This is a genomic window from Paenibacillus sp. J31P13 (assembly GCF_056269295.1).
Window position 1 is genome coordinate 332110 of record NZ_JBWDNR010000003.1, and the last position, 13189, is coordinate 345298.

11 protein-coding genes are annotated in these 13189 nt (G+C 42.6%); 9 read left to right on the forward strand and 2 right to left on the reverse strand.

Features of this window, described 5'->3' with window-relative positions; translation table 11 throughout:
- Positions 1 to 326: 326 nt before the first annotated feature.
- Complete coding sequence (locus tag AC0YOD_RS12395) at positions 327 to 1709, forward strand: amino acid permease (RefSeq protein WP_475799982.1); 1383 nt, start codon at positions 327 to 329, stop codon at positions 1707 to 1709.
- Between the two features lie 172 nt (positions 1710 to 1881).
- On the opposite strand, the gene AC0YOD_RS12400 is transcribed toward AC0YOD_RS12395, so the two are convergent.
- The gene (locus AC0YOD_RS12400) at positions 1882 to 3135 is read right to left on the reverse strand and encodes an S-layer homology domain-containing protein (RefSeq protein ID WP_475799609.1); all 1254 of its coding nucleotides are present in this window, start codon (positions 3133 to 3135) and stop codon (positions 1882 to 1884) included.
- Between the two features lie 303 nt (positions 3136 to 3438).
- On the opposite strand from AC0YOD_RS12400, the gene AC0YOD_RS12405 reads away from it, so the two are divergent.
- Positions 3439 to 4188: a hypothetical protein gene (locus AC0YOD_RS12405; protein ID WP_475799610.1), complete on the forward strand. Its 750-nt coding sequence runs from the start codon at positions 3439 to 3441 to the stop codon at positions 4186 to 4188.
- A gap of 169 nt (positions 4189 to 4357) precedes the next feature.
- Here AC0YOD_RS12405 and ytxJ read toward each other — a convergent pair whose 3' ends face one another.
- On the reverse strand, positions 4358 to 4696 hold the full coding sequence (ytxJ, locus tag AC0YOD_RS12410; RefSeq protein WP_475799611.1) for a bacillithiol system redox-active protein YtxJ: 339 nt from the start codon (positions 4694 to 4696) through the stop codon (positions 4358 to 4360).
- 327 nt (positions 4697 to 5023) lie between these two features.
- Between ytxJ and AC0YOD_RS12415 the strand changes: the two genes are divergently transcribed.
- From AC0YOD_RS12415 to AC0YOD_RS12445, 7 genes are all read left to right on the forward strand, one after another.
- Positions 5024 to 6133 carry an ABC transporter ATP-binding protein gene (locus tag AC0YOD_RS12415; protein WP_475799612.1) on the forward strand — a complete coding sequence of 370 codons (1110 nt, stop codon included), beginning with the start codon at positions 5024 to 5026 and terminating at the stop codon, positions 6131 to 6133.
- Positions 6123 to 6941: an ABC transporter permease gene (locus tag AC0YOD_RS12420; protein WP_475799613.1), complete on the forward strand. Its 819-nt coding sequence runs from the start codon at positions 6123 to 6125 to the stop codon at positions 6939 to 6941. The genes AC0YOD_RS12415 and AC0YOD_RS12420 overlap by 11 nt, the downstream gene beginning before the upstream one ends.
- Entirely contained in the window at positions 6925 to 7770 is an 846-nt protein-coding gene (locus AC0YOD_RS12425) for an ABC transporter permease (RefSeq protein ID WP_475799614.1), read from the forward strand. Before AC0YOD_RS12420 ends, AC0YOD_RS12425 begins: the two co-directional genes overlap by 17 nt.
- Positions 7767 to 8840 (forward strand): ABC transporter substrate-binding protein, encoded by a 1074-nt coding sequence (locus AC0YOD_RS12430; protein WP_475799615.1) that lies wholly within the window; start codon positions 7767 to 7769, stop codon positions 8838 to 8840. The genes AC0YOD_RS12425 and AC0YOD_RS12430 overlap by 4 nt, the downstream gene beginning before the upstream one ends.
- 429 nt (positions 8841 to 9269) lie before the next feature.
- Positions 9270 to 9932, forward strand: coding sequence for an HAD family hydrolase (locus AC0YOD_RS12435; protein ID WP_475799616.1), 663 nt, complete (start codon positions 9270 to 9272; stop codon positions 9930 to 9932).
- Between the two features lie 979 nt (positions 9933 to 10911).
- Positions 10912 to 12171, forward strand: a complete 1260-nt coding sequence (locus tag AC0YOD_RS12440) for a Glu/Leu/Phe/Val family dehydrogenase (RefSeq protein WP_475799617.1) — start codon at positions 10912 to 10914, stop codon at positions 12169 to 12171.
- Between the two features lie 38 nt (positions 12172 to 12209).
- Complete coding sequence (locus AC0YOD_RS12445; RefSeq protein WP_475799618.1) at positions 12210 to 13187, forward strand: diaminopimelate dehydrogenase; 978 nt, start codon at positions 12210 to 12212, stop codon at positions 13185 to 13187.
- Positions 13188 to 13189: the final 2 nt, after the last annotated feature.

Consider the following 13189-nt stretch of genomic DNA (forward strand, 5'->3'; position numbering starts at 1 on the left):
ATTTGTAGAGAATAGAGCTAGTTTCTAGCTCTATTTGGCGAGAGCAGAGAAGCATAGGCTGTTTAGCAAAGAACCATTATGAGATTCATCTCATCTGCATCCCATTTCCAACTGATTTCCTTTGAATCGTATCCCTCATCATATATAATGATTTTTGGCATTGTTGCTATTTGGATAGCGCGGATGGATAAAATACGCAAAAATTAACAAACTGAAAGCATGCGTATGTGTTCAGGGGAAATGTTGCGATATAGAATGGAGTGTTACAGTTGGAAAAGCAACATAAAGGCTCGGTAAAGCTGCATAGAGGGCTGAAGGCGCGTCATATGACGATGATTTCACTTGGAGGTTCAATCGGAACCGGGTTATTTCTAGCTAGCGGCGGGGCTATTCACTCTGCTGGTCCAGGAGGAGCTTTACTTGCTTATGCGCTTATTGGGGTAATGGTTTATTTTCTAATGACAAGTTTAGGCGAAATGGCGACCCATATGCCGGTATCGGGGACGTTCAGTACGTATGCAACCCGCTTTGTGGACCCGTCCTTTGGCTTTGCATTAGGGTGGAATTATTGGTATAACTGGGCGATTACGATTGCAGCTGAGTTGTCAGCGGCGACGTTAATTATGAAATTTTGGTTTCCTGACAGCCCTTCGATATTGTGGAGCGGACTGTTTTTATTATTGATGCTGGGACTCAATTTTTTGTCTGTAAAGAGCTACGGTGAGTCAGAGTACTGGTTTGCAATGATCAAAATTATTACGGTTCTTATTTTTATCGTTATCGGGCTTTTGATGGTCATCGGCATTTGGAACGGTGAGGCTGTTGGCTTCAAAAACTTAACGGACAATCCTTTCCCAGCTGGATTTCTAGCTACTTTAGGGGTGTTTATGGCGGCGGGCTTCTCCTTTCAAGGAACGGAGCTCATAGGTGTTACGGCGGGGGAGAGTGAGAATCCTCGTGAAAATATTCCGCGTGCGATTAAAACTATTTTTTGGCGCATTCTTTTATTTTATATTTTTGCGATTCTGTTGATTGGTTTGCTTATTCCGCATACGAATAGTCAATTGGCGAGCGGTGATATTTCGACTAGTCCGTTTACGATCATTTTCGAAAAAGCAGGACTTGCCGTTGCAGCATCCATCATGAACGCGGTTATTCTTACTTCCGTGCTATCGGCGGGTAATTCTGGGATGTATGCATCCACGCGTATGCTTTGGGTGCTTGCGAAGGATGGCAAGGCACCTCGCTTTCTAGCTCGACTTAATAAACGCGGTGTACCAGTATTCGCATTACTGGCGACAGCTGCGCTTGGTATGCTGGCCTTTCTAGCCTCCTTTTTTGGAGACGGGGTCGTATATGTATGGTTGCTTAATGCCTCCGGTATGTCGGGCTTCATTGTCTGGCTAGGCATTGCAATTAGTCATTATCGGTTCCGCAAAGCGTATCTTCATCAAGGTTATAGTCTGAATGATTTGGCCTACCGTGCAAAATGGTTCCCCTTCGGTCCCATTCTCGCAATGATCCTATGTATCATTGTAATTGGTGGACAGTTTATTGGGGCGCTTAACAACGGTCGCATCGACTGGGCATACATTGTCGCATCCTATGTTGGTATCCCATTGTTCCTAGCTATATTTCTCGGGCACAAGTGGAAGCACCGCACAAAGATGCTGACTCTCGATGAATGTCAATTAGAGCCGGAAGAGTAAGAGTTGCTCGGGGTAGAAAGTGAGTTAAGATTGTGTGGTTAACGGAGTATGAAGAGTGGGGAATAAGACTGGCACACTATCCCTCATAAAAAAAGGTCTCGACAACGACTGGAATTCCAGCGGTCTGTCGAGACCTTTTTCCTATATTGCTTCATATGTGAATAAGTAGTTTTTATTTCTTTGTCGCAATCGAGAATACAACCGTTTTGGCGGCGACATCAATTTGAACGTTCACATTGTCCGTGCCGATCAACTGCTGCTTGGAGGCTACCTTCTTGCCGGCCTCGACTTGTGTGCAAATGTTGTTAAACAGCTCTTTAAACGCGGATGCATTATAACCAAACAGCTGATTAGCAAATTGCTCGATGACCTCTTTGTTGCGAGCCAGGGTCCCCTCACGAAGTCTCAGTGTCACACCGTATGTGTTATATTGCGGATCGAGCCAAATAGATCCTTCTTCATTGATGGCAGTAGATCCGGATGGACGGTTCTTCACACTGTCCTTCTCAGCTTGATCTTTGTAGAGTCGAAGTGTTGTCTCGTAAAGATCATGGTTAGTTCCGCGAAGCTGTCCAGCTACAATGAGGGACTCATAGGTATCCCACATCCGTTTGTCGGGGAACACGATAATTTTTTTGCCGCCGCTTGCGGTTGGGACAATGCGCTCAAGCTTCTCTGGTGACACTTTAATAGCGAGCCGTTTAGATTTATCAGTCAATCGGTTAAGAATGACCAGTGATTCTGCACGCGTAACTGTATCGCCAACACCGAAGAAGCCGTTTGGATAGCCTTGCATGATGCCTTTTACAAGCGATTCTGCAATGAATTTCTGTTCACGCTCAGAGGCGCCCATAAGGTCGCCGTAGGATTGGGCCATCTTTTGCCCGAACAAGCCGTCCTCTAGAAATTCGATCTCTTGAAGGGTGTAATATACAATCTCAGCCACGTTCTCACGTGTCATGTTGGCTTGAAAGTCGCTGTAACGATCTTTGTTTAGAAAATGAAGATCACTTGCCACATCAATAAACTGCTTCGCCCAATAACCAGCAGGGCTTGGCTTGAAATCAAAATAGCGGTAATCCTGCTTCAAAATCGCTTGATTATCCACGCTCAGTGATTGAAGGAAGGTGCTGTTCCAGCTGCGAGAGCCGTTTTGATGCAGGTCCGTATAGGAGAGAATGAGCATTTTTATGAATTGATCTACTTTAACAGGTTCTTGCGGCTTAAATGTTCCGTCCGGATAGCCGTCTAGGATTCCTTTTTTGACCATTTCGGTAATCGTTTTTTCAGCCCAATGGCCTTTGATATCCTTGAATACAGGGGCTGTAGTCGCTGCCGCTGCTGCTTCTTTTTCATATAAAAATGAATTCGACAATGTCATACAAAAAAGCGTCATTACCAGTAAAATTCGAGCAGAAAGCTTCATTAGTATCCCCCTAAATTTGAAAAACTGATATATTCCGACAATATCTAGATAACCACACAAATGCGTTATTGAGAATGGGCTGAAAGACATGCTTAATTTCAAGGGGGCAGTCTCAAGAACTACTTTAACTTGAAAAGTCCAAGCGTGTATTAGAGTTTTTGATTTTCTCATAATGCTGTGGGTAGGGAGCACACCCAATAATAAAGAACAATAGCGAACAATAATTGGTAAAAAAATCTAATTTAAATATTGGAATAAGGCCATATTAACGACGCTAATATGATAAAATAGTTGAGGCATATAATGGGGAAAATTGTTTTGCCTATTTTTTATGGTTTGGAGGTTTACAGCTTGCTTTATATTGATAAATTGCATTATTTATTTCATTCGTTTTTTCATATGATCGTTGGGGCGGTATTATTATCTGTTTTTTTATTCCGGCAAAATAAATCCTTCTATAATAAAGCGTTTATTATGTTCTGGGGAGCATGTGTTGCGATTTCTCCAGATGTGACTAAAATTTTCGGCGATATTTGGCTTCATTCTATTTTTATATCCCCCTTGCTAGGATTGTTTTTTGCCCTTTTCATAATTAAAACAGTCAAAGACGTTAGTTATATGAGTGCATTTACGTCTTCTACCTTAACCGTTATTTTAGGCCATTTGATGATAGATGTGATGGGCAACGGTAACGGACTATTTTATCCATTTATGAAGAGTGAGGTTAGGTTTGGTATTATAGATGCGGCAGATGGTGCAATTACAGTTATTTTCGCGATAGGCCTGCTGTTGCATTTGTTTTGGAGGAAGGGGCGGAGTGTGGTATTTGTTGTGGTTCCGTTAGTGATGGTCATGCTCTTGTTGGCAGGACAAGCCGTTTCACGCGTTTCCATTCAATCTCAGCTTTACAACCGATTTTCAGAGCAAAATCCTCAGTATATTGACCTTTATGATACGAATAAATTATTTCGATGGTACTATATTGTGAGAATCAACAGCAGGGATATTATTACGGGATGGGCTGAGTATTTCAAGATTACAGAACAAGAATAAGCGGCTTCTCGTTTAAGTCAGCAGTACAACCGGTCTCCCCTTATAAGTAACTCTTTCTAAAAGTATCATGCAGATAGTCTTTTAACCTTAATTAATAAAAGAAAGCTCCCAATCTCTCGCGCGGCGGCGAAGGATAAGGAGCTTTCACTTTTATTAACTCAAGACGGTTCTAGTCGAGTACCGCTGTAATATGTGCCTTTGTGATTGACCAGTGTGTAGCTGACCAAACTTTTTCTTTTTTATCAAAATAAATAATTTGTGGTGATTCATGCTTCACGGATGTATCTTCAGCAATTTGGTTGGAAACAGGACGAGACTCGATTACTTTAACGAGAACGTAGTCCACGTCTTCTCTTGGTTTGCCGTCTAGATATTGATTGAACTCTTGATACGCATTTGCGCTAACGGGACAAGTTGTGCTGTGCTTGAAAACGACGAGCGGGCGGGTAGCAGAGCCTTCATAAGCGTTATTCCACTCTTCAATAGTCGTAATTTCTCTGTATGGCATAGCTGGAACACTCCTTTTTTTTTCTGCTAAGCAGTTAATGATGAATTCATTTGTGGTACAAGTATTATATCTCTTTTAACAAAGTAAATCACCTTAGATCGTCTGAAGGATGCAAAAAGGCAAGAAAAGGGCAGTCAATTTATGAGTATATGCCAATAACAGTAAACATTTTTTTGGAGGAAAGTGGTTGGTCCGATCACTTATTGGAGATGTTGGTTTGTAAAGGCTTCTTCATAAGAGACCCCTAGTTGAGACTAGCTATTGAACAATATCGTGAATGCTGTATAATCACTAGTGTTTCTTCCATTAAGTAAAGGGGAATAGGATATGCCAGATCAAACGATTATACGCTTTGAGCATGTGACTAAGCAATATAACGATAATGAAAATACAATATTGAAAGATGTAAGTTTTACCATTGAAAGAGGGAAGTTTTATACGCTTCTAGGTCCTTCGGGATGTGGCAAAACGACGATACTTAGGCTGATTGCAGGTTTTACGGAGCCGTCAGCAGGGAATATATATTTTAACGGAAAAGTGATTAATCGCGTGCCTGCGAATGAGCGTCAAGTGAACACTGTGTTTCAAGATTACGCATTGTTCCCTCATTTAAATGTATTCGAGAATATCGCATTCGGTCTTCGTATCAGAAAGCTGAAGAATGCTGATATTACCGCTAAGGTGAAGGAAGCGCTTCGCTTCGTTAACTTACACGGCTATGAATCACGGGAGATTACCGGTATGTCGGGCGGACAACGCCAGCGTGTTGCGATTGCTAGAGCGATCGTGAATGAGCCGGAAATTATTTTGCTGGATGAGCCGCTTTCTGCGCTTGATTTGAAGCTTCGTACGGAAATGCAATACGAGCTGCGCGAGCTTCAGCGCCGCCTTGGCATTACATTTATATTTGTTACCCATGACCAAGAGGAAGCGCTCGCGATGTCTGATGAAATCTTCGTCCTTAACGAAGGGACAATTCAGCAGAGCGGAACGCCTACAGATATTTATGATGAACCGATTAATCGTTTTGTCGCTGATTTTATTGGAGAATCAAACATTGTGCCTGGCAAAATGACTCGCGACTTCGAGGTTGAATTCGCTGGCCATAAGTTTGAGTGCGTCGATCAAGGCTTGCATCCTAATGAGCCTGTAGATATCGTCATAAGACCTGAGGATCTTGAAATTACCTCCTCTGAGAACGGTAAGCTTAAGGTGAAGGTTGATTCTCAGCTGTTCCGCGGTGTACATTACGAAATTTGCGGTTATGATGAGGCTGGCAACGAGTGGCTCGTTCATTCTACGCGCAAAGCAACAGTCGGTGAGCAAATCGGGCTGACGTTTGATCCTGAAGCCGTTCATGTAATGAGACTTGATGAGACGGAAGAAGAATTCGATAAGCGTCTAGAAGCTTACAGTGAGGCCGCCGATGACGAATAAAGCGCGCAGCATCTACTTAGTTCCATACCTGCTGTGGATTGTTCTGTTCGTTGTTGCTCCGATTCTGTTGATTGTATACTACTCGCTCTTTGATGTTGAGGGTAATTTCACATTCAGCAACTATGCCAATTTCTTTACACCGGTGTATTTACGGATGACAATCAGCTCGTTCTGGTATGCGTTTCTCATCACAGCCATTTCTATTCTGGTGGCTTATCCAACGGCCTACCTTTTAACAAAAACAAAGCATAAGCAGCTATGGCTGCTGCTTGTTATTTTGCCAAGCTGGATTAATTTACTTCTAAAAGCATACGCATTTATTGGCCTTTTCGGTACACATGGTTTTGCCAACGCTGTGCTTAAACTGTTTGGTATTGGTACGCAACAAATTCTATTTACCGATTTTAGTTTTATTTTCGTATCGGTGTATATCTTTATCCCGTTCATGATCTTGCCAATCTTCAATGCGCTTGAAGAGATGAATCCTTCGCTTGTCTATGCGGCACGTGATTTAGGAGCATCAGCTTGGACGACATTCCGGCGTATTATTTTTCCGCTTACGCTTAGCGGTGTGAAGTCGGGCTGTATGGCTGTGTTCATTCCTGCGCTTTCCCTATTCATGATTACACGACTGATTGCCGGTAACCGTGTTATTACACTGGGTACTGCTATTGAGCAGCATTTTCTCGTGACGCAGGACTGGGGTATGGGTGCGACGATTGCTGTATTCTTAATTATCGCGATGGGTATTATGATGCTGCTGACCGGGAATCGAAAGCGAGGGTTAACCGATGAGCGGAAAAATTAAGTGGTCCAATCTCTATCTGATCGTTGTGTTTGCCATTTTATACGCACCGATTTTCTATTTGATGTTTTACTCCTTTAATAGCGGCGGCTCTATGCGGAATTTCGAGAGCTTTACGCTGGATTATTATAAAGAAGTGTTTGAGGATACTCGCTTACTGATTATTGTATTAAATACATTCGTTATCGCGTTGCTCTCAGCTGCGATTTCGACCATTCTTGGTGTCATGGGCGCGATTGCGATTCATCATGTGAGGACGCATCGTCCAAAGCAGACTTTGCTCTCGCTCAATAACGTACTAATCGTAAGCCCAGACGTTATTATCGGCGCATCCTTTCTTATCCTGTTCACGATTGTCGGCATCAAGCTGGGATTCTTCTCTGTGCTGCTGTCGCATATCGCGTTCAGTGTACCGATTGTCGTTATTATGGTGCTGCCGAAGCTGCAGGAAATGAGTTCGACTTTGCTGGATGCCGCGCGCGATCTTGGCGCAAGCTCATGGCAGGTGCTGTCGAGAGTTGTGCTGCCTTTCATTAAACCAGGCATCTTTGCAGGCTTTTTCATGGCGCTGACGTATTCGCTTGATGATTTTGCGGTAACCTTTTTCGTGACGGGCAACGGCTTCTCGACATTGTCGGTAGAAATTTATTCCCGCGCTCGCCAAGGCGTATCGCTTTCGATTAATGCTTTGTCGACACTAATATTTCTATTCACAATCGTATTGGTCGTTGGCTACTACTTCGTTAATCAACGAAACACGAAGCCATCCACCAAACGAGGACTTGGCAAGAATGCTTCAAAGGGCAAAACCTATGAGGAGGATGCCGTATGAAACAGTTAGTACGCATGTTCGTCGTCGTGGTTGTTGTCTCGATGGGGCTCCTCTATTTGACGGCCTATTTGAATTCAAGTGAAGGCTACAGCGGCAAGAACACATTAACGATATACAACTGGGGCGATTATATCGACCCGGATCTGTTGGACCGTTTTGAGAAGGAAACAGGCATTAAAGTTATTTACCAGACATTTGACTCGAATGAAGCGATGATGACCAAAATTCAACAGGGTGGAACAACGTTTGACGTAAGCATCCCCTCTGAGTATGCCATCAGCAAGATGAAGGATGACAATCTGCTGCTTGAGCTGGATCATTCAAAGCTTCCGAATCTGAAATACATTGATCCGAGCTTTATGAATTTATCATTTGACCCAGACAATAAGTACTCCATCCCTTATTTCTGGGGTACAGTAGGCATTGTTTATAACCCTGAGCTTGTAGGAGATCTTACTTTCTCCAGCTGGAATGATCTGTGGGATGAGAGTCTCCGCAATCAGATTTTGCTGCTTGACGGTGCGCGCGAGGTTATTGGGATGGGGCTTAACAGCTTGAATTATTCCCTAAATGATCTTGACGAGACGCATTTGCAGGAAGCGAAAGCAAAGCTGAAGCTGCTGACTCCGAATGTGAAGGCTATTGTGGGTGATGAGATCAAGCTGCTGCTTGCGAACGAGGAGGCGGCTGTCGGCCTAGTGTGGTCGGGAGATGCTTCAGAGATTATGAGTGAGAATGATAAGCTTGACTACAAAGTACCGGATGAGGGTTCAAACCTTTGGTTCGATAATATGGTTATTCCGAAGACGGCTCGCAATATCGAAGGAGCGCATCAATTTATTAATTTCATGCTCGACCCTGAGGTTGCGGCGCAAAATACGGAATACGTCGGTTATTCGACTCCAAACAAAGCAGCCTTGGAACTGCTTCCTGAAGAGGTTTCAAGTGATGAGCGCTTCTACCCGGATAAAGAGTTGACCTCTAAGCTGGAGGTTTACGACAATCTCGGCAAAAGAATGCTGGCACATTACAACGAGCTATTCCTTGAATTTAAAATGCATAAGAAATAGCGTTTGATTTTGATTTGTATGAAAGAACAGCTTATATAGCTCGATTAAAACAGAAGAAGACCTTACTCATGATAGGATGAGTGAGGTCTTATTTGTTTGGAAACACTTGATCTGCTGGGCAATGTGCGTTGTCCTCGTTCTCCGTAAGCATCTCATGTTACGTATTCTTTTAATTCGAAAGCGTTTGCATAAAATGACTTTTTATTATTCATTTAAATGCAGTTAATCGTTAAAATAAAGGTGAATGAGATCATGATTTTAATGAAAATCTATACAGATTGTCTATCAAATGTCCAAATAATGTAATAAAATGGGATGGATGCTTGCTAAAAGCTTGCTAGAAAGAGGATGGATTGACCCATAACTTTGAAGTATGATACGGTTTTATTTGTAAATCTTACATCGGCTCTCTTGAAAGGAGACATATGGATGATTAAAGCTATTATTTTTGATTTTGATGGTACCATTATTGACACTGAGACCGCTTGGTACACTGCCTGCCGAGATGCTTATATGGAACACGGAGTTGAATTGACATTAGAGCAATACTCCTTGTGCCTCGGGACGAACTTCCAAGCCTTTAATCCATATGAATATCTAATGACAGAATTAAAGCTGCCCATTGATCGGCAAACCTTTAAAGAGGGCATACAGCTTCAATATGCTGCGCTTATGGAAAAGGAAGTTATTCGAGAAGGGATTCTCGATTATCTGAAGCTCGCCAAGGAAGCTAATCTGAAAATCGGCCTAGCATCCAGCTCGCATCGAGCATGGATCGATAAGTATTTAGCTCAGCTTGATATCGCCCACTATTTTGACAGCATTCGTACATCTGATGATGTTACGAAGGTGAAGCCTGATCCAGAGCTATATATACAATCGTTGGCGAGTCTTGGTGTGCAAGCAAGTGAAGCGATAGCCATTGAGGACTCACCAAATGGAGCTCTTGCAGCCGCAGCAGCAGGTATGTCCTGCATTGTAGTCCCTAATGCCCTTACGAAACATCTGGTATTTGAGCAGTCTCCAGCTTACTACCACGTGGAGAAATTGATCGATATCGACTTTCAAAAGATGATTGCCGGCAAGCTATAGTATAGTTGTATTCCTTTAGAGCATGCGGTTCCTTCAAAGGGGACTGTCTTGTTGATATAATTAACTGAAAATTATGACTATTAAATGGATATAAGAAAACGATGCTCGCTGTTTTCTAAAGGAACCTTTATATAACCCGTCTGAAACGTATTGCAGATCTCGTTGCAGATGACCATATAAGACGTTTCGGGATAAAGTTAAGGGCAGTTTTATCTAATGAATTTGAAGAATGAGAATGGTAATTTGAGGTCGAAGAAACGTCACATAACAGAAAAACCATATTCCGAATGGTGAATAGAGCATATAAGAGGCAAAAAAGGAGCACTGGAAGTGAAGAACACAAAAGTGTCTATTAAGTGAAACCTTACACAAACGGTTATGTTACAACAAAGAAATAGATAGCTTTTTACGACTGTTTATCAAGGATAATTGGAGGGATTGATAACCCTCTTCGAAGAGGTTTTTACAACTCGATTGCTATCTGAAATGGAGGTTATATTGCGTTAAGAGAGAAAGGAAATAGTATAAAGTGCAAATGAAGAAGTGTAGATGTTAAAAGCACATATATGCCGGTGTAGCGGATTAGACTTATTTGTTTGGGGTATTGTATAACGTAATGAGTTGGAATTGTATACTTTGCACAATTATCTTTAAAACTTTCATGCAAATAGTACAAATGATAAGAAATGAGGGTATTTTGAATATTCTACGTTTCTTTTTATGAAAAGAGGCTTCAATGTTAGAAAAATATTGAGTATTTTACAATTACACAGATATGTTATTTTAACTATCATGCTATGAAATGCATTGTTAAAATGGACAAAAAGGTAGAAAATTTGCATTTTATAACTAAAAAAATCTTTTAAATTTGTTTTGAAACAGTTAAAATCATGAAAGCGGCTTTTTTAAAAGATAAGATATAGTTCATTTACTGAAAATCTTGACGGAGTCGGAATCTAAGATGAAGGACTGAAACGAAATGACAGTTAGTGTAGTCCAAGAAACGTTAAACCCGTACAAAATCGCTCAACAACAAATTGATACAGCAGCGGCTCATTTGAATTTGCCTTTGCATGTAACTGAAATTCTGAAGCAACCTAGACGTGTACTATCCGTGAATTTCTCTGTTCGTATGGATGACGGCTCGATTCGTGTGTTTGAAGGTTATCGTTCACAGCACAATGATGCTATTGGACCTACTAAGGGCGGCATTCGCTTTCACCCTGACGTAACGCTTGATGAAGTTAAAGCTCTATCGATGTGGATGAGCTTCAAGTGCGGCGTAGTTGGCTTGCCATATGGCGGCGGTAAAGGCGGCGTTATCTGTGATCCTCATCTGCTTAGCAAAGGTGAACTCGAGCGCGTAAGCCGTGGTTTCATGGAAGCTATCGCTGATTTCGTAGGACCGGACAAAGATATTCCTGCACCAGACGTCTACACGACTCCTCAAATCATGGGTTGGATGATGGACACTTACAGCAAGCTGAAAGGTGTTAACTCCCCTGGTGTTATTACAGGCAAACCGCTTATCATTGGCGGATCAAAAGGCCGTAATGAAGCTACAGCACAAGGCTGTGTCTACACGATTATTGCAGCTTTGAATGACAAGCATTTGCCAGTTCAAAATGCAACAGCAGCTATTCAAGGCTTTGGTAATGCAGGTAGAATTGCAGCTCGTCTATTGAGCGAAGCAGGCTGCAAAATTGTTGCAGTAAGTGACTCCAAAGGCGGCATTTACGATCCTAATGGATTGGATATTGAAGAAATCGGCAGACTAAAAGATAGTTCATCGATCAGCGAATATGGCGAAAAATATGCCATTTCGAATGAAGCATTGCTTGAGCTTGATGTTGACATTCTAGTGCCAGCGGCTCTTGAGAATGTTATTACGGCTGTTAACGCAGACCGCATCAAAGCGAAAATCATTGCTGAAGCAGCTAACGGCCCTACTACACCTGAAGCAGACCGCGTGCTTGCAAGCAAAGGCATCGTTGTTATTCCTGACGTTCTAGCTAATGCGGGCGGCGTAACGGTATCTTACTTTGAGTGGGTACAAAACCTTGCTAACTACTACTGGAGCGAAGCTGAAGTACTTGAGAAACTTGAAAAGAACATGATTCTTTCCTACGTAGCTGTTCGTGACCTTGCAGAAGAGCATGGAACAGACCTTCGTACAGCAGCATACATGATCTCCATTAAACGTATTGCTGCAGCGATGGAAGCAAGAGGCTGGATCTAAGAAATCTTTCTTATTTTATATAAAGGGGTGACGACATCGTGGGAGAACAGATTCGTATTGGCATAGTAGGTTATGGTAACTTAGGACGCGGTGTAGAGCTCGCGATCAGACAAAATCAGGATTTGAGATTGGATGCTATCTTTACTCGTAGAGACCCAGCTTCCATTCCGTCTGAGACGAAGGCGTATTCGATTGAAGATGCTGAACGCTTCGTTAATGATATTGATGTAATGATTTTGTGCGGCGGCTCAGCTACGGACTTACCAGAACAAGGTCCTGCTTTTGCCCGTTTGTTCCATACAGTCGATAGCTTCGATACGCATGCGCGTATTCCGGAATATTTCGAGCAGGTGGACAAAGTTGCAGCATCAAGCGGCAAAGTAAGTGTCATTTCAACAGGCTGGGATCCAGGCCTCTTCTCCTTGAATCGTTTGCTGGCAGAATCGATTTTGCCAGAGGGCAAGGAGTATACATTCTGGGGCAAAGGCGTAAGCCAAGGCCATTCTGATGCAATACGACGTGTGAAGGGCGTTAAGAACGGTGTTCAGTATACGATTCCTAGTGAAGCTGCTGTGAATCGCGTACGGAGCGGTGAGAACCCTGAATTGACGACTAGAGAGAAGCATATCCGCGATTGCTATATCGTTGCGGAGGAAGGCGCTGATCAAGAGGCGATTGCTGAAGAGATTCGGACCATGCCTAACTATTTTGCAGATTATGATACGACGGTTCATTTTATTGATGAAGCGACGTTGAAAGCAGAGCACCAAGCAATGCCTCACGGCGGTACGGTGCTTCGCAGTGGCAAAACAGGCGAGAACAGCACTCAAATTATCGAATTCGGATTGAAGCTTGACAGCAATCCAGAATTTACGGCTAGTGTTCTAGTTGCTTATGCTAGAGCAGCGTTTAAGCTTGCTCAACAGGGCCAAGCTGGAGCAAAAACAGTATTCGATATTCCTTTCGGACTTCTTTCGCCAAAATCGGCAGCAGATCTTCGTAAAGAACTTTTATAAAC

Coding starts and splice junctions, on each gene's coding strand:
- AC0YOD_RS12395 (WP_475799982.1), top strand. CDS start 327: ATGACGATGATTTCACTTGGAGGTTCAATCGGAACCGGGTTATTTCTA.
- AC0YOD_RS12425 (WP_475799614.1), top strand. CDS start 6,925: ATGAGCGGAAAAATTAAGTGGTCCAATCTCTATCTGATCGTTGTGTTT.
- AC0YOD_RS12420 (WP_475799613.1), top strand. CDS start 6,123: ATGACGAATAAAGCGCGCAGCATCTACTTAGTTCCATACCTGCTGTGG.
- AC0YOD_RS12415 (WP_475799612.1), top strand. CDS start 5,024: ATGCCAGATCAAACGATTATACGCTTTGAGCATGTGACTAAGCAATAT.
- AC0YOD_RS12440 (WP_475799617.1), top strand. CDS start 10,912: ATGACAGTTAGTGTAGTCCAAGAAACGTTAAACCCGTACAAAATCGCT.
- AC0YOD_RS12400 (WP_475799609.1), bottom strand. CDS start 3,135: ATGAAGCTTTCTGCTCGAATTTTACTGGTAATGACGCTTTTTTGTATG.
- AC0YOD_RS12435 (WP_475799616.1), top strand. CDS start 9,270: ATGATTAAAGCTATTATTTTTGATTTTGATGGTACCATTATTGACACT.
- AC0YOD_RS12430 (WP_475799615.1), top strand. CDS start 7,767: ATGAAACAGTTAGTACGCATGTTCGTCGTCGTGGTTGTTGTCTCGATG.
- ytxJ (WP_475799611.1), bottom strand. CDS start 4,696: ATGCCATACAGAGAAATTACGACTATTGAAGAGTGGAATAACGCTTAT.
- AC0YOD_RS12405 (WP_475799610.1), top strand. CDS start 3,439: ATGGGGAAAATTGTTTTGCCTATTTTTTATGGTTTGGAGGTTTACAGC.